The following is a 26,331-nucleotide window of genomic DNA, read 5'->3' as shown; positions in this document are numbered from 1 at the left end:
ATGAAAGTTCCTTTCACATTAAAAAGATAAAAATATAATTTATATAAAATTTATTTGGACTTTAAGTCCATCCATAAATTAATTGAGGTAAAAATATGCTTAAATTATTTCTAATAATTTTTAGTTCAATTTTAATTGTAATTTTGCTAGCTGTTGTTATCTGGAGAATTTATACAAATAAAAAAATGGATCTAGATAAGGGATCTATGAAATTACTTTCTCAAAAAAGTGTTGAAAAATTTCATTTTTTTGCAATGCTAAACAATTTAAAACTTTTTATAAATATATTAATAAAAAACCCACATGCCAAAGTGAAAAAAAGCTTAATTCCTGCAATTATTGTTACTGATAAAAAAATTTATATATTGTCTGAAATTATTTTTTCTAATAATCAAGAAATTATTAACTTAAATTCAGAAAATAAATATCAAGAAATTGAAAAATTACTAAGTAAATATAAAGTTACTTTTGAAATAATTTTTATCAAAAACAATCCTAACTCTATGGTAAAAAATTCAACAAATTATCCAATTTTAACTTTTGAAGAATTGGGTGAAAAAATTAAATTTGAAAGCGAAAAAATGAAAAATAATATTGACCAATTAAAATGAATTAATTTTTTTAAAAGAAATAATTTATTAAGTTCAGATAAAAAATAATGTGAGAAATACAATTAAATTATTATGGTTTATTTTTCGTTTTATTTTGGATTTTTGTTGCTTTATTTGTGCTTTATATTTATGCAGAAAATCTGAAAATTAAATACAGAAAAATAAATTTAAAAAATGTTTATCCTGGCGTTATTTTTCAAAATTTTTTAAAATCTAAAGAAATTACTTTGCAAATAAACGATAAAGAGGCTAATTTTTGATTAAATAATATTAATTTCAAAAAAAGCTTTATTAATCTAAATAAACTCTATTTAGAAGCAAATATTTATAGTTTCGTAAATTTAATATTGTTGATCCATGAAATCATTTAGCCTAAAAAACAAATTATCAAATACTTTTTATTTATTTCTTTTTGAGTTTTGGCTTTTTGCTTAATTTTTAGTATTTGAATACTTGCAATAATTTTTGGTTTACTTTTTTTATTACTTATATTAATTGATTATTTTTTACAAAGACAAAATCATCAATTATCTTTAAAACAAACCGAAAAAGTTTTAAAAGAATACCTTACAGTTCATGAATTTGAACAAGCTAAAAAATATTTTAAATATAAAAAATGAACTTTAATCCAAAAAATAATCACAATACCTATTGAGCCTTTTGCAGATTTAATAAAGTTATTTTTAAAATGAGGTAAATAATGGATAATGACATAAATTTTTTAAAAAATAAATTGATTGATTTGTATGGTCAAAATTCTGAAAAAATCAAAAAACTTACTGCAGAAGAAATGCAACAATTGATTTATAAAATTGAAAAAGATAATTTAGATAAAAATTCTAATCCTAATAAATTTTTTATATTAAATTCTATGCCTAAACCCAAAAAATGAGAAACTAAAACTTCCCCAAAAGCTGGAATATGAGTAATCATAGCATTCATTTTCATATTTATTATTTTTGGAATTCTCATGTTTTATTTAGCATTCGCTAACAATTAAGGAAATAAAAATGCAAAAAATATTTGACCAAAATAATGTATTTTGAATTAAAGAAAAATTAAATTGAAAAGATGTTATTAAATTAGGTGTTCAAAAACTTGTGGATAAAGGACAAGCTACAGAAAAACTGGAAACAGCAATATTAGAATCTACAAAACAATATGGTGCATACTATGTCTTAGAAAAAGGTATCGCTTTACTTCATGCTGCTCCTGGTAATTATTCATTAAAACCTGCTGTTTCAACTTTAATATTAAGTGAAGCAGTAACCTTTAATGATCAAGCAGATAAAACAGCTAGAATAATTATTACTTTATCTACACCAGACTCAGATTCTCATATGGGGTTTATTCAAGATTTTGCAATGTATTTTATGGATAAAAATTTCAAACAAGAGATATTAACTGTTCAAAATTTAGAACAATTTTGAACAGTGGTTAATAAATATAAAGGAGATTAACATGAATATTAAATGTGTTTGTGGTTCTGGTTTGGGATCATCACTGTTGATGGAAATCAATGTAAAAAGTGTTTTGGACTCAATGGGAATTCAATATGAAAGTGTAGAACACACAAATATTTCCTCTTTTTCTAAAGAAGGAGTTGATTTAATTGTAGTTGGAGCAGATGTTGCTCCAGCTTTGGACTTTCCTGAAGAAGATAAAATTATTCTAACAAATATTTTATCGAAACAAGAACTAGAAGAAAAGCTTCAAAAATATTTTGAAAATAAAAACAAATAGTCATTAAGGAGGAACTAAAATGTGATTTTTAATTTTTTTAAAAGACTTTGTATCAGTTCCAGCTTTTTTGGTTGGTATCTTTGTTTTAATTGGAGCTTTAATACAAAGAAAAAAAGTATCACAAACAATTATTAGTGTTTTTAAAGTAATAATTGGTTTTCTAATTTTGGGTGGAGGAGCTGGAGTATTAGTAGGTTCACTTCAAAAATTCCAGCCTTTATTTCAAGAAACTTATAGTTTGAATGGCATCATTCCTAATAACGATGCCTTTGCTGGTATTTTAGCAAATGCTTTACCAGCCATTGCAACTTTAGGTTCACTAATCATGGTTGTAGGGATGATTGCTAATATTTTATTAGCATTGCTATCAAGATTAAAATATGTTTTCTTATCAGGACATGTTTTATACTACACATCATTAGCTTTAGCAGCAACTTTATATGCAGTGGGATTAGACTTCCAAAATAATGCTGGTGATTTTGCCATTGCTTTAATTATTGGTGCCTTAGTGCTTGCTGCATACATGGTTATTTCACCTGCTGTGAATCAAAGATATATGAGACAAATCATTGGTACAAACGAAATCGGAATGGGACATACAGGTGGTTTTGGTTATGCAATGAGTGGGCTAATTGGTGAAGTTATTTACAAAATTAAAAAAGGTAAAGTTTTATCAACTGAACAAATTAAATTTCCTCAGTCACTTTACTTTTTTAGAAATACAATGGTATCTATTTCATTAACAATCTTTATTTTCTATATGATCGCTTTCTTACCTGCTGGAATTATGTATGAAATGGGTAAATTCCACCAAACAATTGATGGAACAACTAGCATTATTGCAGGTAAGGAAAATGTTGTCAATATTTTAAGTAGTTCAAATTGACTTGTAACAATGTTTGTTCAAGCTTTTACATTTACAGCAGGTGTGGAAATCATCTTAGCTGGAGTGCGTTTATTTATTGGTGAATTGGTTCCAATGTTTAAAGGGATTAGTGAAAAATTAATTAAAAATTCAAAAGCTGCTGTGGACTGTCCTGTTGTTTTCCCTTATGCACCAAATGCTGTAATTATTGGTTTTCTATCATCATTTGCCGGTGGAATTGTTGCAATGTTTATCACAATTGCAATTGATCATAGTTCAGCTGCAGCTGCAGTAATTTTACCTGGTTTAGTACCACACTTTTTCTTAGGGGCAACTTCAGGAGTATTTGGAAATGTTAAAGGTGGAATTTGAGGAGCTATTATCGGTTCATTTGTGATGGGTATTTTCATTACCTTTATTCCAATTATTTTCATTGCAGGTTCATGAGTACCAGCAAGTAATTCTGCGCTAGATACTTTAGCAAAAGCACAAGAAAGTGATGTTAACCTAAATTCACTAAACTGAGGTGATACTGACTACATCATTGCTGCATTCCCAGGATTACTTGGAAAAATTAACAAATATGTTGCCCTTGTAGGAGCAATTATCCTTTACTTAGGTTTAGTAATGGACGGAATTTTTGCTAAATTTATTCCTTCTTGACCTGGTAACAAAAACAATCACAAACAAGTTGCAAAGGTGTAAAATGATAAACTTAGAAAAGCATGAAGCTTTAGTTTCAGCGATGCGTGGAATTTCCTTAGACGCAATTAATCATGCAAAACAAGGTCATTTAGGAATGGCTTTAGGTGCAACAAATTTAATCGCTAACCTTGTGGGTAATGTAATGAAATTTACAACTAAAGATCCAAAATGAATTAATCGTGATCGTTTTGTTCTGAGTGCGGGTCATGGATCTTTAACTATTTATTCACTATACAATTTTTTAGGTATTTTGAATAAAGAAGATTTAATCAACCATAAAATCTTAAATTCTAAAACTCCTTCCCATCCTGAAATGGATAAATTAGAATTTGTTGATGCATCAACTGGTCCATTAGGACAAGGAATTGCCATGGGTGTGGGAATGGCCATTGCTCAACAATATCTAGCGCAAAAATTTAACAAAAAAAATTATCGTATAATTGATAATCACATTTTTGTAGTTCATGGAGATGGTTGTATACAAGAAGGAGTAGCACTGGAAGCAATTCAATTGGCTGGTACTTTAAAATTAAACAAATTAATTTTAATTCATGACTATAATGCAATGCAAATTGATTCCAGTTCAGCAGAAGTAAATAACATTGATTTTCAACAATATTTCAAATCGCAAAATTTCAATGTTATTATTATGGAAAATGATAACACACAGAATTTTTTAGCAGCCATTGAGTTAGCTAAAAAATCAGATCAACCAACTTATATTCAAGTAAGAACTGAAATTGCTAAAGGCACTGCTGTGGCAAATACTCCTAAAGGTCATAATGGAATTTTGAGCCCAGAAGCAACAATTCAATATAAAAAAGCGCTTGATTTTAAAACTTTTGAACCTTTTGAATATGATGAAAGTAACTATCAATATGGTGCTCAAATCATAAAAGATAAAAACCAAAAATATGATCAATGGAAAGAATTATTCACTGAATACTCAAATCATTTTCCTGAACTAGCCAATGAATTGTTAAAATTAATAAATAATCAATTACCACTTCCTAGTTTTGATGTTAGTTTTGCAAAATCTAATTTAGCTACCCGTGATTATATTCCTACAATTATGGAACATATTGATCAAAATGCATGAAATGTTTTAGGTGGATCAGCCGATTTAAAAGCTGCTTGTAAAGTTGGATGAAATTTAGATTTTTGACAAGGTGGTAAAAATATTAAATACGGGATTCGTGAATTTGCAATGACAGCTATTAATAATGGAATTAATTTATATAGTAACTTTAAAACACTTGATGCTACTTTTTTAGTGTTTTCAGATTATGCTAAAAGTGCCCTAAGATTAGCTTCATTGATGGAATTAACAAACATTCATATTTATACCCATGATTCTTATCAAGTTGGTGGTGATGGACCAACTCATCAACCAATCGAACAAATTACAGGTTTAAGATCTATCCCCAATTTTAAAGTAGTTCGCCCTTGTGATGAATCAGAAATGCTATTAGCTTTTAAAAAAGCTTTTAGTTCAAAAAAAGAACAATATGCAATTATTGGTTGTCGCCAACCTTTAAAATCTTACAATTTAGCTAAAAACAATTTAGAAGCAGCTTATCACATTATTGAAAATGATCATTTTCAATTAACTTTATTGGCTTCTGGTAGTGAAGTGGAGTTAGCAGAAAAAGTATTAAATATTTTAAAATCAGAAAATATTTTAGCTCAATTAATTTCTGTACCGATTCTAAATGACTTAGTAAATGATGAAGTACTAATTAAAAAGCTAAAAATTGATCAAAAACCAATTTTTGCCATTGAAGCTTCAAATGATTCAATGTGATATAAATTAGCAACATACAATAAATTTAATGGTCATTTTTCAGATACATTTGGTGCTTCTGCAGACGGACAAATTGTCTATGAATTACATGGTTTTGAAGCAAACCAAATCGCTCAAAAAATTTTAAAATGATTAGCTAAAATTCAATAAAATTTTCATAATATAAAAAACATTAATAGTACTAAAAAACACTATTAATGTTTTTTGAATTTATTTTTACTTGTTTTGTTATTTAAAATAATTATCTTATTAAACAACTTTGAAATTGAGAAAAGTTTTTTCTTTTATTGTTATTAATCTATAATTTTAAAATTATGATAAATACTTTTATAATTTTAAATTTTGTATTACTTGTTTGAGTTGTTTTACTGACAATCATTTTTTTGGTTTTTTATATAATTAAAAAATTAAAAAGCAAAAAAACTAGTTTTTCAAAATTAGGAAATACAACAAAAGTACATTTAATTTATCATTTAAAAGAAGCAATTATTGAATTATCAAAAAGTAAAACAGGCGCAATTATTACAATTCAAAAAAAAGATGATTTAAGTAGTTTTAGAACAGATGGTCTGGAATTAAATGCCAATATTTCTTCAACTTTACTAATTGCTATTTTTAATAAAAAATCGCCATTACATGATGGGGCTGTTATTATTAAAGATAATAAAATTACTTATGCTTCTACATACTTTAAAATTACAGGAAAATCAATCAATAATAAATATGGAGCACGTCACAGAGCTGCTATGGGGATTAGTGAACAAACTGATGCCATTACTATTGTTGTTTCAGAAGAAAATGGTGATGTAACAATTGCTAAACTAGGAAAGTTTTTTTCTACAAACTTAGATTTAATTCAAGAAAACTTATTAAAACATTTAGTTAATTAATAAAGCGGAGGCAATATGACATTAAAAGTAGCAATCCAAAATAAAGATGTCAACTTTATTCGTGATTACTCAAAAACAAATCCTATTGCTTCAATTGCTGCCGAAGTAGAAAATTTAGATCCACAAGAAAGTGTAATTTTTTTTCGTTTACTTAGTACAGATATTTCTGGAGAAGTTTTTTCTTTTTTATCTCCTGAAGTAAAACAAAATTTAATCAAAAATTTTTCTGATAAAATGATTGCTTCTGTTTTGGAAGAATTATACACCGATGAAATTGCTGATATTTTAGAAGAAGTTCCTTCTAATCTTGCAAAAAGAATTCTAAAAAATACAGACAAAGAAACCAGAAATAATGTCAATAAAATTTTAAAATATAGCGATGATGTTGTTGGTTCAATTATGTCTATTGATATTGTCAATATCAAAGATCAATGAAGTTGCTCACAAGCTCTAAAAAAAATTCGTGATATGCGTGATGAAGCTGAGTTAGTTCATTATTACTATGTAGTTGATCAACACAAACATTTGATTGGAGCGGTAACTTTAGAAGATTTGGTTTTCTCTGATCCAAAAACTAAAGTTAAAAAAATTCTTTTTCCTGTACCTTTTGTTCGTACATATGATAAAAAAGAAGAAGCTGCTCATGTTTTTGCTGATAATGACTTGTCTGTAATTCCTGTTATTAATAGTTCTCGTCGAATTGTGGGGATGTTGACTTCTGATGATATTATTGATATTTTCCAAGAAGAAGCTACTGAAGATATGTATAAAATGGCTGGTATTTCTTCTTCTAATATTGATGATGACTATTTAAAAACAGCAATTATTAAACTTGTAAAATCTAGAGTAATTTGATTAATTATTTTAATGATAGGATCAACACTTTCACAGATTATCATCGATCAATTTACTAATTTATTAGAACACAGTGCATATTTAAATAAAATTGGAGTAAGTACTTTTTTTTCTACCATTGTTTCTATCATTCCTGTTATTGCTGGTTCAGCTGGAAATGCTGGTTCTCAAGCAGCAACTACAATTACTCGAGCAATTTCACTAGGCGAAATTGAAGGTGACAATATTGTTCGTAAAGTGCTTTTTAAAGAATTTATGGTAGGTTTAATTATCGGATCAATTTTGATGACTATCAATTTTGCTCGTTTAATGATATATTTTTCTGCAACCAAAGAATTATTCAATACAACAATAATTCCAAATAGTTCATTAAAACAATTTGAGGGAATTTTAATTATTTCTTTTGCAGCTTCACTTGCAATGTTGTTTGTAATAATTTTTTCAAAATTTTTAGGTTCAATTATTCCTTTGATAGCTTCCAAAATCGGCAAAGATCCCGCTGTTATGTCAGCTCCTATTTTAGCAACCTTAACTGATGCAACTTCAACATTGATTTTTTTTGGAATTGCAATCAGTATCTTTTTAACAATACCACTTTAGTTTAATCACTTTATTTTTTTATTAAAATATTGTATAATAATTTGGCTATTTAATCATGTTGGGATAGTACTCAAGAGGCTGAAGAGGACACACTGCTAATGTGTTAGGGGAGGCAACTCCCGCGAAGGTTCAAATCCTTTCTATCCCGCCATTTTTTTTATTAATTTTTTACATAGAAATTAGTAAAAAAAATGGTAATTGAATAAAAATAACTTTTAAAAACATCATCAATTTTAAAAGTTATTTTTATAACCTAATGATTTAGCAAACTAAATTTATTTTATTGTGGTTTTTTGTTAAAATTTCATTACATTATATATTACCTTACCTTTTATGTTTTGCAATGACCTTTCAAAACATAAAAGGTAAAATTAACATCTGTTTTAATTTAAATTAAATAATAATGGAGAGAAAAATATATGTCTACAATCAAAAAAATTGCAGTTTTAACATCGGGTGGTGATGCTCCAGGGATGAATAATGCTATTAGAGCAGTTCTAAAACATGCCCTTGCAAATAACTTAGAAACTTTTTTAATTTATGAAGGATATAAAGGTCTTGTTGAAAAAAATATTCAAAATGCTAAAAATGTTGATGTTGATCAATATATAGCTAAAGGTGGAACTTTTATTTATTCTGCAAGATATCCAGAATTTAAAGATCCAGCAGTAAGAATGCAAGCTAAACAAAATTTATTAGATTTAGAAATTGATGCTTTAGTTGTAATTGGTGGTGATGGTTCATACATGGGAGCGCAATTATTACACGAAATTGGAGTAAAAACTATTACAATGCCAGGAACGATAGACAACGATATTACTTCCAGTGATTTTACAATCGGTTATGATACAGCTTTAAATACAATTGTTAAAGCTGTTGATTCACTAAGAGATACTTCTAATTCACACAATCGTTTTTTAATTTTAGAAGTAATGGGCCACGGTGCAGGAGACTTAGCACTTTATTCAGGTTTAGCTACCGGAGCTGAAATCATTATCACTAATGAAGCAATAAAAACTACCGAAGAAATTGTAGCAATTGTAAAAGATCAAATGATTGCAAAGAAAAAAAGAAGTGTAATAGCAATTGTAAGTGAATTTATTTATGAAGATATTAAAGCTCTAGCAAAAGAAGTTGAAGCTCAAACTGGAATTGCTTCAAGAGCAATGGCTTTAGAACATGTTCAACGCGGTGGAACTCCTACTGCCCAAGAAAGAATTCAATCGACATTAATGGGAATTAAAGCTGTTGATTTATTGTTAAATGGTCAATCAGGTGTAGCTTTAGGAAATATTAAAAATGACATTATTGCAACACCTATCTTAGAAGCTCTTGCAATGAAAAATAAATCAAACAAAGAAAAAACAGAAAAATTTAATAAATTGAATCAATCATAATTTTGAATCAAAAATAAAATAAACATACACTAAACTTGTTGTTTTTTTATGCTTTTATTCATTAAAATGAAATATTTGCTTTTTTTTATTTTTTTTATATAATAATAAAGCAAATTAAACGCGAGTGTAGTTTAATGGCAGAACTTCAGCCTTCCAAGCTGATTGTGAGGGTTCGATTCCCTTCACTCGCTCCAAGACATTATTAATGACCAAAACAAAAGGCTTTTATTAGCCTTTTTTTATTAATTTAAAATAAAAAAAGGCTAAAATTATTAATAAGAAAAATAAATATTTATTAATAAGGAGTTTATATGAAAGTATTAGTAATTAAATCTTCAATGACTGAAAAAACAGGTTCTTTTTCTTCACTATTAAGTGACCGTTTTATGAAACATTATTTAGAATTACATCCTGAAGCAGAAGTAACATATCTAGATTTAAACGAAGAAAGTGCTGGAATAAAATCTTTAACAACTAACAACTTTAAAGAATTTTGAAATCCAGAAGATGCAGATAAATACATTAACCAACTAAAAAGCGTAGATCGTGTTGTTATGTCTACGCCAATGACAAATTTCCACTATCCAGCTACAACAAAAAACTATATTGACCATATATGTGTAGCTGATAAAACATTTAGTTATAAATATTCTAAAAAAGGTGATGCGATTGGTTTATTAACAAATTTAAAAGTTCAATTATTAACAAGTCAAGGTGCACCTTTAGGTTGATACCCATGAGGTGACCATACTGAAAACTTAAGAGGAATTTGAAACTTTTTAGGTGCCCAAGTTGCTAAACCATTTATTCTTGCTGGAACAAAAGTTGCACCAGCTACTGAATTATCAAAAGAAGCTTACTTAGATTCTTTTGATGCAGAAATTAAGGCTTTAGCTGCTGAATTTTAAAACATTGTTAAAAACAGATCAATATGATCTGTTTTTTTAAATAGTTACTTAATTGCAACTTTTAGAAATAAAAACATTTTTTTCTACATAAAAATAAATTTTTATTTTGTTTGATTGTAAAAAATATATATAGAATAAGCATTTTTTTGTATGCTATAATTATTTATTTAATTCAAAGAAAATTTATGTTTTATAAAGGAAAAAATATGTCACTAAAAGCTGGTATTGTTGGGCTACCCAATGTTGGAAAATCAACGCTTTTTTCAGCCTTAACTAGAACTCAAGTTGAATCTGCCAATTATGCATTTACTACAATTGAACCTAATATCAGTATTGTAGAACTAAATGATAATCGATTACATGAGCTAGCAAAAATTGTTAAACCAGAAAGAATCTTACCTGCAACTTTTCAGTTTGTTGATATTGCAGGTCTAGTTGAAGGTGCTTCCAAAGGGGAAGGTTTAGGGAATAAATTTTTAGCAAATATTCGTGAAGTAGATGCAATTATTCAAGTAGTTAGATGTTTTGAAGATGATGACATTGTTCATGTTGCTAATAGCATTAATCCACTAAGAGATTTGGAAATAATTAATTTAGAATTATTACTTTCTGATATGACAATCATTGAAAATGTTTTAAAACGTGTAACTAAAAAAGCACAAAATACTTCCGATGCAGAAACTAAAATTGAATATGAATTAGCTTTAAAATTACAAAAAGCTTTTGAACAAAATATTCAAGCCCGTGAACTTGATTATTCAGAAAAAGAATTAAAATTCTTAAAAAGTTATCAACTTTTAACTTTAAAACCTATTTTATATGTTGCTAATATTGCCCAAAATGATATAGACAATCTAAAAAATAATTCTCACTACAAAAATTTAGAAAAATGAGCAACAGCTAAAAAAGTTACTTTATTACCTATTTCGATTAAATTAGAACATGAACTTTCACAATTAGATCAAGAAGATTTTCAAGCATTTTTAAAAGAATATAACTTAAAGTACTCTGGTTTAGATCTTTTAACACAACATGCTTTTAAATTATTAAATCTATCAACTTATTTTACTGCTGGAATTTTAGAAGTTCGCGCCTGAACTTTTACAAATGGAATGCTAGCGCCTCAATGTGCTGGAATTATTCACAGTGATTTTGAAAAAAAATTTATTAAAGCTGAAGTTATTAGTTATTTAGATTATATTCAAGAGCAAGGTGAAAAAAATGCTAAAGAAAATGGAAAAATGCGACTTGAAGGAAAAACATATATAATGCAAGATGGTGATGTTTGTCACTTTAAATTTGGTAAATAATATTTATCAATACGGGAATTTAATATAATGGTAGTATCACAGATTCCAAACCTGTTCGCAAAGGTTCGATTCCTTTAATTCCCGCCATATGCTAAACATAAGCACTAAATTAGTTTATTTGTAAAGGATGATACATGTCAACAATAACAGTTAGAGGAACTAAATTCAACTTAGTAGGTACACCTGTAAAGGTTGGTGACCAGATTAATGCAAAAGTTGCAAATCTAGAATTTCAAGATCAAGAAATTAATCAATTATTTACAAAAGATTTAAATGTAATTTCAATCTTTCCATCTATCAATACTTCAGTATGTGATGAACAAACACGTGGGATTTCTCAATTAGCTCACAATAATCCAGAAATTAATTTTATCGCTCTTTCTTTAGATTTACCTACTGCATTAAAAGAGTGATGTGGAACTCATGGAGTTGATAATATTTCAATTTTTTCAGATTACAAACAAAGAGAATTTTCTACTAAATACGGTTTACTAGTTGAAGGAATTTTCTTGATGAACCGGGCAATTATTGTTGTAGATAAAACTGGAAAAGTTTTATATGTAAAACACAACACAGAATTAAGTGATCAAATTGATTTCACTAGTCTAGAAGATTTTTTAAAATAAACAAAGATAAAAAATCTCCAATTAACTGGAGATTTTTTTTATTCATTTTGATGATTTATTACACCATTTTATATAAATTTCTGTTAATTCATTTTGAACAAATTAAATAAATTGATAAAGGAATTAAAATAGAAATTACTGATCCTGCAGCAACAAGATTTAATAATTCTCCTTGTTCCATATAACCTAATTGGGGAAATCATGTTGCAATAGTATTAAGAGCTTGCCCATTTTCAGTTTGTTTTCCCGATAAAATAATTGCTGGTCATAAGTAACTATTTCATACTTCAATCGTTGTAAAAACTACTGTTAAAAAAATTGGCATTTTTAATTTTGAATAATAAACATAATAAAATTTTTCCCATCATTTTAAATTATCAATTACAACAGTTTTAGCTTCTTTGTTACTTACATCCACAAATGCATTATAAAAATAATTTAAAGAAAAAAATGAAAATACTGAATTAATAGATAATGCCAAAATAATTGATTTATTTGTCAAACTTCATTCCGTACTTAATTTAAATAAATTAAAATAAAGGCTGATTTCTGGAATGATAGATATAAATAAAAAAATTATAAATAATATCTTTCTTCAAAATTTGTTTAGTAAAAACAACCCATAAGCTCCCAGGATTAATGTTATTAATTTAGTTACTACCACTAATGATACGTTAGCTAAGCTATTTGCTAATGAAGGTAAAAAACCATTGTAAAAGGCATTGCTATAATTTTGTCAGTTTCAGTCATCAGCTATAAAATGTGCTTTACCTGAAGTAACTAAATTATTTGACATTAGTGAAATAGAAATTAAATAAAAAAGCGGAAAAAGAACTAATAATAAAACTAAAGTGATTAATAAATACTTGAAAATAATTCAAAAATATTTCATTATATATCCTCCAGTGCTTTCTGTTTATGTAACATATTTTTCTTATTAAAAAATCTAAATGAAATTTTGAATGTGAAAAAAAGTATAATTAAAAATAAAATATATAAAAATACTAGAATACCTGAAGCAGCAGCTTTAGCATCATTAATTTCAATCCCAAATTTGGGATTTATATATTCAAAAATATAACTTGTTAAAGTATGAGCATGATTTAGCTCTCAGGGAAAATTTTGACCTAAAATAGCTTCAGGGAACAGCGTCATGACAGTCATAAAATTAATATAAAGCATTAAAACTAAACTTTTTTTTAACTCATAACTATAAATATGAAAGATTTTATCTTTTAAACTTAAGTTGTCAATTCTCATTTTTTTGTAGTTTTTTTCAATTGCTTTTGTAATTGCAAAAATAAATAGGACACTATTGAAAGGAAATATTCTCCAAATGTGAAATAAAACATACAAAAATAATGGTTGATTGTTAGTAAATTTATAATTACTGTTAAATGCTTGATTAAAAGCATTGTAGTGATTACCAAACAAAAAGATAAAGCTAGTTCCAATTGCAAAAATAGAAATAAAAAACTGTGAATAAAGCATAGTAATTAAAACATTTTTACTTAATTTTGAAGTTAAGGAATTAACCAACAAAGCAAATAAAAATGCTAAAATAATTCCTAAAGGTGTAGCTACTAATAAAACAATTGTAGTGTTTCCAAATGCAGCTTGAAATTGTGAATCATTTAAAATACTTTCAAAATTTTTAAATGATCAATCAAAATTGACTTTTGAATAACGGTGATAACTTTTAAAAGAATCAATGAATGTATTAATTAAGGGATATAAAATAAAAATAACCGTTATAACCAATAACGGAATTAAAAAAGTGCTTGCTTTTAAATTCTTTCAATTAAATTTGTTCATCGATCACTCTATTTCCTAATTCATCAAAAATTAAAATTTCTTTTTCATCAAAAATTAAAATGACTTTTTGGTTAATTTGATGTTTATTCACATCTGAAATAACAGTGATAACTTTTTGATATTTATTAGATCAAATATCTAAAATATCAATATTACCATTAGTTTTGATTTCTTTAATGTAATCTGTGGAATTCTCTTTGAATTGAATTGAAATGTTTTTAGGACGAATATAATAATTTAATTTATTTTTCTCTTCTAAAAAAATAATTTCTGGATATCCAATAAATTTAGCAATTGCTAAATTTGCAGGATTTTTAAAGATGTTTTTTGGTTCATCATATTGGACTATTGTTTTTTGGCTAATAAAAATAATTTTGTCACTAATCAACATTGCATCATTTTGATCATGTGTAACAAACAACATAGTAATCTTAAATTTTTGATTAATTGTTTTTAATCAATCACGTGTTTTTTCTTTTAATTTAGCATCAAAAGCTGCGAATGGTTCATCTAATAAAATTAAACTACTTTTTTTAGCTAGGGCTTTTGCAATAGAAACTCTTTGCTTTTGACCACCAGATAAATACATTGTTTTTTTAAATAAAAGATCTTCAATATTTAAATTTCTAGCAATTTCGACAATATCTTGCTTTGCTAATTGTTTCACACTACTTTGCTTTAAAAATTTAAAAGCTGTTTTTATTTTTCTTTGCAAAAGTAATTTTTTAAAAAATAAAAAATGTTGTTGTTGTAATTCTGCTAAAACTTTTCTTTTGTTTGTATTATTTTCTAAATATTTTTCAATTTTAGTTGTGAATTCTAAAATTTTAAATTTGTTTTCAACATCAAATGATTTTAAAAAATCTAGTTTTCTTTTTACTGTTCAAAAAAAAGAATTTTTTACCGATAAATAAATATTTTGATAAACAGTTATGTTTTCATAAAGGTTAAAATCTTGAAAAACATAACCAATGTTTAAATTATTTTCATGATTATCAATCATGATTGTGCCACTGGTTTTTGGAATTAAATTAGCTATAGAATTTAAGAGTGTAGTTTTTCCACTACCAGAAGGTCCAATAATAGAGACAAAATCTCCTTTTTTAACTGAAAAATTAACATTGGACAAAATTACTTCTTTATTCAAAACAATGTTTAAATCTTTCACAATTAGATAATTGTTTTCTGGATTATTCATAAGGATAAATTATAAATAATTTTTTACTAAAAAAAGAATTTTTAGTAAAAAAAGAGTAATATTTTATTTACACAAAAAGTAATAAAGAATTTTTAGGAGAAAAAAATGAATTTTAAAAAAGCGGCTAAAAATATTTCTTTTTTAGCTATGTTTTCTGTTCCTGCTGTTGTTGTTGCTTGTAGCACAACAAATAGTACAAACACAGAAAAAAATACTGAGACCAGTAAGCCATTAAAAGAAGAAAGTGTTTTATTTCAAACAGCACAGAATAAATTTTATCCTTTAGTGGGGTCACTTAATCAAGCTGTAAAAATTTATAATGAAACACAAAAAGGAACTGAAAACTTTCTACCTGTTATTATTCAACATGCAGAAGATACAAAAGCAAATACTGAAACAGCTTTAGCAACACAAGTTGCAACAAAATTAAATGCTATCAAAGATAGTTCAAATCCTGATTTAGATAGTATTCCCAATATTATCCTAAATAAACAAAGTGGAGCTTTTGTTGTTAATCAATATGATCGTTTATTAGATCTTTCAAAATCACAAATAAAAGAATCATTACTAGATAGTGAATTATTTACACTTCATAACAAATTAGCTGGTGAAGCTGAAGGAAAAATTTTTTCAATTCCTTTTGATATTTCTTCAATTGATTCATTAGTTTTTAACTTAGATATTATGAAAAAAATCTTTGAAGAAATTAAAAACAATGGTGGTACTGTTGATGAAAACTCAAGCATTTATAAAAAAGTAATAAATGCCGATAAAGAAGGAAATCATGAAATTCCTGAAACTAAAGCTTGAAGATATATGAAGGCAAAATCTTCTGACATTTTCAAAGACTTAAAAGTAAATGATGAGACATTTTCATCAATGGATAAAATTTTAGAATTTTCTGGAAAAGTTTATGATGGATTACATTTAGATCCTACTTTAAGTGCAGAAATAAAAGCAAAGCTTGAAGAAAATGGCCGTGATACTTCTGTATTGATTGTTGATTACAGTAATACAATTTACAAAAAAATGTTATATGCAAATACTGAAGCAAGTGTTGGAAATGAAATTACAGGTAGCCCTGAAAAATATATTTATAAACTTGCCAAAGATAGAAATAATCAGTTTGTTGTAGACTATTCATATCTAAACGCTGCAAATAAAGATGAATTACAAAAACAAATTAAAGACACATATAATACTTTAGTTAGTCATAATAAAATGGCAAAGCTTGCCGCTGATTCTAACAAGATGTTTAAATCAGTTTACTTTACAAATGGTGGAGTAAATAATATTTGAGCTAGTTGAGATATTAGAACTTATGATAGTGCAATCGCGATTGCACCTCATGTTGGAATTAAACAATCAATTTCTAATAGCTTTACTAAATTAGTTTTTGCTAAAAATAATGAAGAAATAGCAAAAAGTTTTGCAAAACAAAAAGATGTTTTATGATCTAATCAAATTCAAAATATGATTACTGCAAAAGGTGGAGTATTTAATGAAGGTGGATCATCACTTGTAGCAATAAAAACAAATGATAAAAGAAATGCTGCAACTGTTAAATTTATTGAATGATTACTTACAGGGAAAATGCCAAATCCTCATGGAGAAGGTGAAGTATTTGTAAAAGACTTTATTAGAGATACAAGTGCTTATGTTGTACCAACAAGAGACAGAGTTACTTTTGAAGAATATAAAAAAATAAGTCAACAGGTTGCTACTTTGCAAAAACAAATAGATGATCTGGAAGTTAAAGCAAATAAAACTGCAGAAGAAAAAAAACAAATGGATGATTTATTAGTTGAATTAACAATCATTCAAGGTGCTCAACTATCATTGGAAGACTTGTTAAAACAAAAAGGTATGGATTTATCAACAGGTACAATTGATCCAACTAAAAAAACTGCCATTTATTTTGCTCCTAATGATAATGTAACAAATAAAATATCATCTTTAATTTCAGATGCTCTTTTCCAAAATACACAAACTTCACAAGGAACTACATCAAATAAAAAAACTGGAGATGATATTCTTCAGGAAGTTTTAAAAATTAGAACTAACTAATTTATAGAATTCTTAATACATATAAAAATTACAATTTGACATTAAAATCAATTTTTAAATATTAAAAAATGTTTGATTCTTAAAAATCAAACATTTTTTTATTTTTCTTCTTCTTTAATTTTTTTTAAAATTTGATCTATTTTTTCAGCCCTTGGACCTACAGGATCTAACATGAAATGTAATTCAGGAACTTTTCTCTTATCTCAATAACGAGCAATTTGTGATCTAATAAATCCCTTAGCATGGTTAATGGCATCTAGAGATTTATTTTCATGTGAAGCAAATGACATATAAATATTTAGATGAGAACCATCATTACTTAATTTTACATCAACTACAGTTGGGCCATAAATGTTAACATTTGTAACATCTTGGGCAATAATTTGTGAAACTAATAAAAGTAATTTATGTTCTTTTTTGGCATGTATGATTGGATTCATTTTAATCCTCCACTAAAACTTCTTCATAAGCTTTAATGATATCACCTTCTTCAATTTGATTAAATTTATTAATATGACAACCAAATTCATGACCATTTGCAGCTTCTTTAATTTCATTAGGTCCTGATTTTAGCGAATCTAATTTTCCATCAAAAATTAGTTTTTTCTTACGTCAGATTTCTACTCTTGAATTGGCTTTAATTTTCCCACTTGTTGCAACACAACCAGCAATATTCCCTACTTTAGAGTAGAAAAATATTTTTAAAATCTGTGCTTCTCCCATGAATTTTTTTTCATATTTTGGAGCTTTTAAGCCTTTTAGCATCAATTCTAATTCTTCAATAATTTTATAAATAATTGAGTAATTTTTAATTTCTACTTTTTGTTCTTTGGCAAATTGACGGATTGATTCTGAAACCCGTAAATTAAAGCCATAAATAATGGCTGAAGAAGCAGAAGCTAAAAGTACATCTGATTTGGAAATTTCTCCAGCAGAAGCATGAATAACATTTACTGCAGCTTCATCATTTTTTAATTTTTCTAAAGCACCTTTAATGGCTTCAGAAGTTCCATGAACATCTGATTTTATAATAACATTAATAACTTTGGTACCTTCTTCAAAACTAATTGCATTTTTTTCGTTAAGATTTCTTCGTTTTTCAGAAAAAGCTTTTTCTTCAGCAATTCTTTTAGCAAATTTTTCATCTGAAAAACCAAAAAATTTATCTCCAGCTTCTGGTAAATAATTTAGACCAGTAATCACAACTGGCATTCCTGGTTCAGCAGCCTCAATTTTTTGACCACTTGTAGATTCCATTGTACGAATTTTTCCATATTTTGAACCAGCTACAATAAAATCGCGTGAATATAAAGTTCCGTTTTGAACAATAACTGTTGCAAGTGCACCACGACCTTTATCTAGACGTGATTCAATAACTACACCAATAGGGTGACGGTTTTTATTAGCTTTTAATTCTAGAATTTCTGAAAGCACATGAATAGCATCAAATAATTCTTTAATTCCTTCTGCAGTTTGTCCTGAACCATAAATAAATTGTGTATCTCCACCCCACTCCTCTGTTACTACATCGTGAGTTGAAAGTTCAGCTTTAACTTTTTCTGGATCTCTGGAAGGTTTATCCATTTTATTAACAAATACAATAATTGGTACTTTAGCAGCTTTAGCATGACTAATAGCTTCAATAGTTTGAGGCATAACTCCATCATCGGCAGCTACTACAAGCACCACAATGTCAGTGACTTTAGCACCACGAGCACGCATCGCTGTGAAAGCTTCATGTCCTGGAGTATCTAAAAAAGTAATAGATTTTTTCTTGTGAATTACTTGATAAGAACCGGTATGTTGTGTAATTCCCCCTGATTCACTTGAAGCAACATTTGCTTTACGAATTTTATCTAATAAAGTTGTTTTTCCATGATCAACATGACCCATAATAGTAATAATTGGTGGGCGAGGAGTTAAATCTTTTATATCATCTTCAATTTCGATTTCATCCATAAAATTAGAAGCATTAATTTCAGTTTCTTTTTTAAAGTCATAACCAAATTCAAAACATAATTCTGCAATATCTTCTTCACTTAAGGTGTGATTTACATTTAGCATTTTTCCCTTTTGGAAAAAATACATAATAATTTCAGGTGCAGTTTTATTGATTTTTTGGGAAAATTCCATAATTGTCATCGGTCCTGAAAATGTAAATACACCATCCTTTAGTTCTGTTTTTACAGAAACCATTTTTGATTTAATTTCATTTACATTTGATTTTCTGATTTTGTTTTTTGCCATTGAATCACTTCCTCTTCTAATTTCTGATAAATTTCGTGTTGAATTTTAGTTTTATAAGCTTGATTTAATAATTTCTTTTGAAATAGTATAGCTAAAATATTTGCATCATTGGTCACATAAGCACCACGACCATGGAGTTTTAATTCTGGATCAAAATGAAAATTGTTTTCCTTATCACGATTAAAACGAACTAACTGCTTGATTGGTTTAACTTCTGAAGTTACAATGCATTTTCGGGTGTATTTAATCTCAATCTTCATCTTCGATATCTAAATCATTCAAACCAGCATATGAAGCTAATTCATTATCATATTTAAAGTTTTTTAAATCTTTTTTAACATTTAAAATCTGCTGTTGTTCTTCTTCATTAGCTTCTTCTGGTTCATAATCATCTTCAGCAGCTAAACGTGCTTCTTCTTCTAAATGTTGTTCTAAAATTTGGTTTACATTAATTTCTTCAGGGCTTTCTTCTAATGCTTGCTCTTCACCAAAATTTTCTAATTCTTCAATACTAATTTTATAATCTGCTATTTCTTGATCAAATTCAGACATATCAAAACTTGATGTGTATGAAGGAGTTTTTCTTGCAAATCTTTGAGCTGAAAAATCATTTCCACGTTTTGGTCTGTATATTGCTTTTTCACCAGCTTCAATTTTTTCTAATTCTTCTTCAGTTAAATTACCGTTTCACAGTAATTCCACACCTTTTTCTTTTGCTGTTGAAACAGAAATAATATCTAAACGAGTATTAGTAATTTCTACCGCTAAAAGCGCATTATTTCCTTTTTTCCCAATTGCAATTGTATTTTGAGCATCAGGCACAACAACTAAATAGGTTTCTTTACCTTTTTTGAAATTATCATAGTTAATTGAAACTACTTTTGCAGGGCTCATTGCTTCAGTGATAAATTCATAAATATCATCACTATATTTAACAATGTCAATTCTTTCACCTTCCAGTTCATTTTGAATTGCAATAATTCTCTTTCCTTCTTTACCAATGATGGATCCAACTTCTTCAATTCCACTTTCTTGGTATTCAGGATTTAAGCGAACAGCAATTTTTGAACGTACTCCAGGAATTCTCGAAATTTTAACAATTTCAATCTCTCCAGAAGCAATTTCAGGAATAGATCTTTCTAAAGCATTTTGCAATAATAAGTTTGATGAATTTGAAAGAATGATTTGTGATTCACGAGTATCTAAAATCACATTATCAATATAAACATCAATTACTTTATTCATTTGTAAATTTAGTGCTTTATTAGCTAATGAAAAAGGCATAAAAGCAATAGCGCCATCTTCCAATTCAAAAACATAACCTTTTTTTGAATTGGAAATAAACTTAGCTTTCACAATTGTACCTTTTTTGGGTAAGTATCTTTGGTAAAGAGATTTACGCATTACTTCAATAATTTTTTGTTTAAAAGTCTGAGAAATAATAATATGTAAATGCGAAGGTAAAGATTTTAAGGTGAATGTTTTTTCAAAAACATCACCTTCTTCTAAATTAGCATCAATTTTTTTAGCTTCAGTTAAACCAACAAGTACATTATTTAATAAATCATCTTGTTCTTCATATTCTTCATCTGAAACAACAATTGCATTTTTATTAAAAATATTAAATGTTTTTGATTCTTCGTCAATTTCTACTTCTATTTCTGCATCAGCATCAATTTTTTTATGGAATGTTTTAATAATAGCTTCCTTAAAAATATCTTCTACAACAGTTTTTTCAATTTTTCTAAAATTTGAAATTTCATCAATAATTTTAAAAATCATTAGATTTATATCATTATCAATAGTTTGTTTTTTTGCCATAAATTCTCCTTAAATTTTGATGTGTAGTTTTAAGCTTTTAATTTTTTCTTTTGGCACAATTATTTTTTTCATTTGACCTTTATGATTTTCTAAAGCAAGTAATTTTACTTCATCTGCTGCTTGTAATTTTACAATCAAAGGGATAGATTGATCGACTAATTCAATTTCTACATATCGTTCCAAATGTTTTGCAATTTCTTCGTATTCAAAAGTAGGTTCACTACCTTTTGAATAAACATCTAAATAGTATTCACCATCTGCTGTATATTTTTCATCTAAAAAATCTGAGATTTTTCTTGAAATGTTTTCCACTTCATCCATAGTTACTAAATTCACTTCAACACGTAAGAAAAGTAATTGAATTTCTCTTTCAAAAAATGCTTTATTAATAACGGGAAATTGATCTTTTAATAATTTTTCGATATCCACAACACCTCTTTAAAATTACAATAAATATAGAAAAAGTTGCAAATTGCAACTTTCTCGGATTAAGTTTTAATTTTTTTAATATTATACACCAAAATTAGAATAATGTCATTTGATTTGTTTCATCAAGTTCAGAAAAAATATTTAATTCACGCATTTTAGAAATTAATGTTTGATTAATAGTTGTCCGTCTCACAAAATCTTCAATTGAAAGAAAGTCACCTTCTTTTAAAGCATCAACAATTGATTGGGCTTGTGTTTCCCCTAAACCATCTAATGTAATATAAGGAGGGATAAGTGAATTATTTTCGTAGTTAATAATTCACTCTTTGACTTTGGACTTTCCAATTTGAATATTTTCAATTTTGAAACCACGAGCATACATTTCTTCGGCGATTGCAAAAACTGGAATTAAATTCTCTTCTTTAGTAGAAAGTTTTAACAATGAGTCTTTTTTAAATTTACGACTAGTAAAATCTTTTAGTTTTTCAGAAATTGCTTGTTTACCAGCAATTAAAGTTTCAATATCAAAAACATCTGAACGTGTTGAAAAATAAGTTGCATAATATGCTAAAGGATAATATATCTTATAAAAACCAATTCTTCAAGCCATGATAACATAGGCAACAGCATGAGCTTTAGGGAACATATATTTGATTTTTTTCATTGAATCAATATATCATTGGGGTACAGCTTTTTCTTGCAACATTGTTTCTTGTTCTTTACTGATTGATTTTCCTTTTCTTACTTGTTCCATAATATCAAAAGAAAATCTTTTATCAAATCCTTTTCGAACTAAATATTCCATAATATCATCACGACAAGAAACAATATCTTTGAATTGTTTGTTTTCTTTAGTAATTAAATCTTCAGCATTATTTTTTCAAACATTTTCACCATGTGAAAGTCCAGAAATTGATACTAAATCAGCAAAAGATGTAACTTTTGCGCTTTTCAACATTTGCCGCACAAAAGAAGTACCAAATTCAGGAATCCCCTGAGCTGCTGTAGTTTCTCCTGAAACATCTTCAGGTTTAATTCCTAAGGCATCAAGTGAAGAAAATAAAGAAATTATTTTTTCATCACTTTTTGGTATTTGATCAACTTTAACTCCTGTTAAATCTTCTAACATTTTAATAGCTGTGGGATTAACATGGCCTAAAATATCTAGTTTTAATAAATTGTCATGGATTGCTTTGTAATCAAAGTGAGTAGTTTTTCATGAAGAAGATGCATCATTTGCTGGAAAATTGACCGGAGTAAAGTCTTCAATGTCATATTCTTTTGGCACTACAATAATTCCACCAGGGTGTTGTCCTGATGTTCTTTTAACTTTTGAAAGTTTTGTTGATAGGAAATTCAAAAAAGAATTTGAAAATTCTTTTCCTGTCATTTCCTCATATTTTTTTACATAACCAAAGGCAGTTTTTTCTGCATTGGTACTGATTGTACCAGAACGGAAAGTGTGGTTTTCACCAAATAAATTTCGAATTTCATCATGTACTTTTGCTTGATAATCTCCTGAAAAATTCAAATCAATATCAGGTACCTTATCAGCTTCTAAACCTAAGAAAGCTTCAAAGGGAATTGTTTGACCATCTTTATCCATGATAATGTCACATTTGGGACAATTTTTATCAGGTAGATCAAAACCTGAAGAATATTCACTGTTGATGAAAAATTCACTGAAATAACACTGCTTACAAATATAATGTGGAACCAGTGGATTAACCTCAGTAATACCAGCTACAGTTGCCACTAAAGAAGAACCCACAGAACCACGAGATCCTACAATATAACCATCTGATAAAGATTTTGCAACCAATTTATAAGATAACCAATAAACAACATCAAAACCATATTTTAAAATTGGCTCTAACTCACGTTCCAGTCTAGCATGGACAATTTCTGGTAAAGGATCTCCATACATTTTTTTAGCATTATCTCAAACTAATTTTTCTAAATTTTCTTTTGAATTATCAAAAACAGGTGGAAATAATCCTTCTTTAATAACAATGATGTTGTCATCAATTGCATCAGCAATTTTATTTGGATTATCTACAACAATTTCATCTATCAAATCTGGATCTATTAAAAAGGAAAATTGTGCTTTCATTTCATCTGTAGTTAAATAATTTTGTGTAGGATATACGGGATTTGTTTCATTGTATTTATAAAGATAATGATTTACTCCTCCTAGTCCTTTTGATGAAATATAAATTTCATGCAAAAATTTCTCTTCAGCATTGATATATCTAGCATCAGAAACTGCTACAACTAATTTCTGCTGTTTTTTAGCTTCTAAAATTAAATCTTTTAAAGCTTTTTCTATTTCTGTTTTATTTAAACCGCGATTAAACATGTGTAAAAAATCTTGTAGAGGGGGAATTTCAATATAGTCATATTGACTTATTTCGTGATAAAGTTTTTCCTTTGTACCATAAAATAAATGATCAATTAACCTTGAGTTTAAAGTAGATGAACCATATAATAAATTTTCACTCTTTGGTAAATCTTCGAAAAATAATCGAGGTTCATCTTGTAAATTTTCTGTAGAAGCTAAAGAAATTAATTTGAATAATTCTTTTAGACCAGCTTGGTTTTTAGCAAGTACAGTAATTTCATAGGGATACTGTTTCTTGTAAAAATTTTTTTCTTGTAAATTCTTCAATTGCTCTGCATCAAAAATATTTTTGATTTTTAAATCTCTTAAAATTGCAAGTCACACATGAGCTAAAATATTGGCATCATAATCAGCGCGGTGAGCCACTTCAGAATCATAATTTATTGAATAATGCTTTGCAACATCTTTTAAGGTAAATTTTTTCATTGATGGTAATAAAATACGTGCTAAATTTAGTGTATCAATTGTAATAAATTTAGTTTTTTCTAAATTAAATTCAGCCATTTTTTCTTCAATAAAAGAAAGATCAAATTTGGCATTGTGAGCAATAATGACAGAATCTTTTAAAATTTCAACAATTTTTTTAATTCCTGTTGCTTGATCTATAGCGTTTGCAACCATTTCATTTGTAATATGAGTAATATCAGTAATATCTGCTGGTATGGGCTGTTGAGGTTTGATAAAAAATTGATGTTGATGCACAACTTTTCCACCAATAATTACTGCAGCACCAAATTCAATAATTTCATTAAAACGAGCAGAAAGACCTGTAGTTTCTAAATCGAAAATAACATACTTTTGATCTTCTAATTTAAAATTTTGATAATTTAAAATTACATTATTTTCTTTTTCTAAAATAGAAAAAGAAGCACCATAAATTGGTTTTACAGAACTTTTTTTACTTAAATGAAAAAACTCAGGAAATGATTGTACTGAATTAGTGTCAACAATTGCTAATGCCTTATGTCCCATTTGTTCTGCAACTTTTAAATAATCCTCTGGAGTTGTAATTCCATCCATTGCTGACATTTTGGTTCGAACTGATAATTCTAACCTTTTGTGAGTTGCATTATCTTCTCTTGCTTTTTGAATAGATTCAATTTTTGAGATACTATTTGCAACTACCGTTTTTTCTTTAAGGTATTCATCATAATTTAGTTCACCATTTACTAAAATGGAATCACCAGTTTTAAATTCATTTATTTGAGCTTTTCTTTCTTCTTTTTTACAGAAAAGCTTTACTGTGATTGCATTGGAAAAATCAGAAATGGAAAAAATAAAAATTCACATTCCAGATTTGGTTTGAATAATATCTTTCTTAAAAATTTCGCCTTCAATTGATACCATTTTTTCAAAAGATTTAAAACATTTATTAATACTTAAAGGTACAAAAACTTTTTTATTACTATAACCAAAATCACTTATTAAATTTTTGTTGTTATTTTTTTGATGAAATTCAAAAATTTCTTGTTGTTTCTCAATTTTTCTTTCTTTTTCTTTTTGCTTATTTTCTATTTTTTGATATTTTGCAAAATTAAATTTAAAATCAACTTTAATTTTATCTAAACCAAAATTTTTGAATGAAAGAAAAATTGCTTCAAGTTTATCGCTAATTTCTTCCCATAAATTTTTATTATGAAAGAAGAAACAGTAAACATTATCCTCATTTAATTGAATTTCAACCATTTTACGTGTAAATTCAAGATCAATTATTTGATCTTTTTTCATTAAATAATTGAAATATTGTAAAAGTAAATCATATTCACAAAATTGATTTTGAAATCTTCATTCAATTATAAAATTTTTGTCTGAAATTTGTGCGCTTTCTAAAAACTTTTCAAAATCTTTGATTTCTGGCATTACATAAAAAGCAACAATGACAAAAAAATTACCATTGATATCTTTTTTGACATCTAAAATTTGATTTTGTTCTCAATTTGTGGGGGGAATAAAATCGATGTATTTACAAAATTTTAAAAAACTATTCGTCATGGTCTAGATTATAAACTTTAATTAACTTATTAAAAAATATTTTTAAT

At 27.2% G+C, this 26,331-nt stretch carries 23 protein-coding genes and 3 tRNA genes; 17 read left to right on the top strand and 9 right to left on the bottom strand.

Annotation, left to right across the window (positions count from 1 at the left end; all coding sequences use genetic code 4):
- Positions 1-95: 95 nt before the first annotated feature.
- The 16 genes from NV226_RS00740 (at position 96) to NV226_RS00665 (ending at position 12,314) form a co-directional block, all read left to right on the top strand.
- Positions 96-659, top strand: coding sequence for a hypothetical protein (locus NV226_RS00740; protein WP_258211002.1), 564 nt, complete (start codon positions 96-98; stop codon positions 657-659).
- A 371-nt stretch (positions 660-1,030) separates the two neighbouring features.
- The gene (locus NV226_RS00735; protein WP_258211001.1) at positions 1,031-1,312 is read left to right on the top strand and encodes a hypothetical protein; all 282 of its coding nucleotides are present in this window, start codon (positions 1,031-1,033) and stop codon (positions 1,310-1,312) included.
- The gene (locus NV226_RS00730) at positions 1,312-1,611 is read left to right on the top strand and encodes a hypothetical protein (RefSeq protein ID WP_258211000.1); all 300 of its coding nucleotides are present in this window, start codon (positions 1,312-1,314) and stop codon (positions 1,609-1,611) included. The genes NV226_RS00735 and NV226_RS00730 overlap by 1 nt, the downstream gene beginning before the upstream one ends.
- A gap of 10 nt (positions 1,612-1,621) precedes the next feature.
- A complete protein-coding gene (locus NV226_RS00725) occupies positions 1,622-2,071 on the top strand; it encodes a PTS sugar transporter subunit IIA (protein WP_258210999.1) in 450 nt (149 codons plus the stop codon).
- A 1-nt stretch (position 2,072) separates the two neighbouring features.
- Positions 2,073-2,354 (top strand): PTS sugar transporter subunit IIB, encoded by a 282-nt coding sequence (locus tag NV226_RS00720; protein ID WP_258210998.1) that lies wholly within the window; start codon positions 2,073-2,075, stop codon positions 2,352-2,354.
- A gap of 19 nt (positions 2,355-2,373) precedes the next feature.
- On the top strand, positions 2,374-3,924 hold the full coding sequence (gene ulaA, locus NV226_RS00715; RefSeq protein ID WP_258210997.1) for a PTS ascorbate transporter subunit IIC: 1,551 nt from the start codon (positions 2,374-2,376) through the stop codon (positions 3,922-3,924).
- A gap of 1 nt (position 3,925) precedes the next feature.
- Positions 3,926-5,878 (top strand): thiamine pyrophosphate-binding protein, encoded by a 1,953-nt coding sequence (locus NV226_RS00710; RefSeq protein WP_258210996.1) that lies wholly within the window; start codon positions 3,926-3,928, stop codon positions 5,876-5,878.
- A 164-nt stretch (positions 5,879-6,042) separates the two neighbouring features.
- Positions 6,043-6,618, top strand: coding sequence for a diadenylate cyclase (locus NV226_RS00705; protein WP_258210995.1), 576 nt, complete (start codon positions 6,043-6,045; stop codon positions 6,616-6,618).
- 15 nt (positions 6,619-6,633) lie between these two features.
- Positions 6,634-8,073 (top strand): magnesium transporter, encoded by a 1,440-nt coding sequence (gene mgtE, locus NV226_RS00700; RefSeq protein ID WP_258210994.1) that lies wholly within the window; start codon positions 6,634-6,636, stop codon positions 8,071-8,073.
- Between the two features lie 60 nt (positions 8,074-8,133).
- Positions 8,134-8,224, top strand: a tRNA-Ser gene (locus NV226_RS00695).
- A gap of 268 nt (positions 8,225-8,492) precedes the next feature.
- A complete protein-coding gene (pfkA, locus tag NV226_RS00690; protein ID WP_258210993.1) occupies positions 8,493-9,470 on the top strand; it encodes a 6-phosphofructokinase in 978 nt (325 codons plus the stop codon).
- A gap of 120 nt (positions 9,471-9,590) precedes the next feature.
- A tRNA-Gly gene (locus NV226_RS00685) sits at positions 9,591-9,664 on the top strand.
- A 117-nt stretch (positions 9,665-9,781) separates the two neighbouring features.
- Entirely contained in the window at positions 9,782-10,378 is a 597-nt protein-coding gene (locus NV226_RS00680; RefSeq protein WP_258210992.1) for an FMN-dependent NADH-azoreductase, read from the top strand.
- A 185-nt stretch (positions 10,379-10,563) separates the two neighbouring features.
- Positions 10,564-11,688, top strand: coding sequence for a redox-regulated ATPase YchF (gene ychF / locus NV226_RS00675; protein WP_444850928.1), 1,125 nt, complete (start codon positions 10,564-10,566; stop codon positions 11,686-11,688).
- Between the two features lie 13 nt (positions 11,689-11,701).
- Positions 11,702-11,775 (top strand) — tRNA-Trp (locus NV226_RS00670).
- 47 nt (positions 11,776-11,822) lie between these two features.
- A complete protein-coding gene (locus NV226_RS00665; protein ID WP_258210991.1) occupies positions 11,823-12,314 on the top strand; it encodes a peroxiredoxin in 492 nt (163 codons plus the stop codon).
- Between the two features lie 58 nt (positions 12,315-12,372).
- Here the strand turns inward: NV226_RS00665 and NV226_RS00660 are convergent, their stop codons facing one another.
- Genes NV226_RS00660 through NV226_RS00650 form a run of 3 tightly spaced genes read right to left on the bottom strand, consistent with a single transcriptional unit; the run spans position 12,373 to position 15,327 of the window.
- On the bottom strand, positions 12,373-13,206 hold the full coding sequence (locus tag NV226_RS00660) for an ABC transporter permease family protein (RefSeq protein ID WP_258210990.1): 834 nt from the start codon (positions 13,204-13,206) through the stop codon (positions 12,373-12,375).
- Positions 13,206-14,129 (bottom strand): carbohydrate ABC transporter permease, encoded by a 924-nt coding sequence (locus NV226_RS00655; RefSeq protein ID WP_258210989.1) that lies wholly within the window; start codon positions 14,127-14,129, stop codon positions 13,206-13,208. Before NV226_RS00655 ends, NV226_RS00660 begins: the two co-directional genes overlap by 1 nt.
- A complete protein-coding gene (locus tag NV226_RS00650) occupies positions 14,116-15,327 on the bottom strand; it encodes an ABC transporter ATP-binding protein (RefSeq protein WP_258210988.1) in 1,212 nt (403 codons plus the stop codon). Before NV226_RS00650 ends, NV226_RS00655 begins: the two co-directional genes overlap by 14 nt.
- Positions 15,328-15,432: 105 nt before the next feature.
- Here NV226_RS00650 and NV226_RS00645 point away from each other — a divergent pair, with 105 nt between their 5' ends.
- Complete coding sequence (locus tag NV226_RS00645) at positions 15,433-17,394, top strand: P68 family surface lipoprotein (RefSeq protein ID WP_258210987.1); 1,962 nt, start codon at positions 15,433-15,435, stop codon at positions 17,392-17,394.
- Between the two features lie 98 nt (positions 17,395-17,492).
- On the opposite strand, the gene rbfA is transcribed toward NV226_RS00645, so the two are convergent.
- From rbfA to NV226_RS00615, 6 genes are all read right to left on the bottom strand, one after another.
- Positions 17,493-17,834: a 30S ribosome-binding factor RbfA gene (rbfA, locus tag NV226_RS00640; protein WP_258210986.1), complete on the bottom strand. Its 342-nt coding sequence runs from the start codon at positions 17,832-17,834 to the stop codon at positions 17,493-17,495.
- A 1-nt stretch (position 17,835) separates the two neighbouring features.
- The gene (gene infB / locus NV226_RS00635; protein WP_258210985.1) at positions 17,836-19,641 is read right to left on the bottom strand and encodes a translation initiation factor IF-2; all 1,806 of its coding nucleotides are present in this window, start codon (positions 19,639-19,641) and stop codon (positions 17,836-17,838) included.
- On the bottom strand, positions 19,608-19,901 hold the full coding sequence (locus tag NV226_RS00630) for a YlxR family protein (RefSeq protein ID WP_258210984.1): 294 nt from the start codon (positions 19,899-19,901) through the stop codon (positions 19,608-19,610). Before NV226_RS00630 ends, infB begins: the two co-directional genes overlap by 34 nt.
- On the bottom strand, positions 19,885-21,462 hold the full coding sequence (gene nusA, locus NV226_RS00625; RefSeq protein ID WP_258210983.1) for a transcription termination/antitermination protein NusA: 1,578 nt from the start codon (positions 21,460-21,462) through the stop codon (positions 19,885-19,887). Before nusA ends, NV226_RS00630 begins: the two co-directional genes overlap by 17 nt.
- A 9-nt stretch (positions 21,463-21,471) precedes the next feature.
- Complete coding sequence (locus NV226_RS00620; protein ID WP_258210982.1) at positions 21,472-21,891, bottom strand: LSm family protein; 420 nt, start codon at positions 21,889-21,891, stop codon at positions 21,472-21,474.
- A 94-nt stretch (positions 21,892-21,985) separates the two neighbouring features.
- Positions 21,986-26,284: a PolC-type DNA polymerase III gene (locus NV226_RS00615; protein WP_258210981.1), complete on the bottom strand. Its 4,299-nt coding sequence runs from the start codon at positions 26,282-26,284 to the stop codon at positions 21,986-21,988.
- Positions 26,285-26,331: the final 47 nt, after the last annotated feature.

Source organism: Mycoplasma iguanae (genome assembly GCF_024722375.1).
Classification (GTDB): domain Bacteria; phylum Bacillota_I; class Bacilli_A; order Mycoplasmatales; family Metamycoplasmataceae; genus Mycoplasma_M; species Mycoplasma_M iguanae.
The sequence above is the reverse complement of the archived record's forward strand: the minus strand, read 5'-3'. Positions and strand labels throughout refer to the sequence as shown.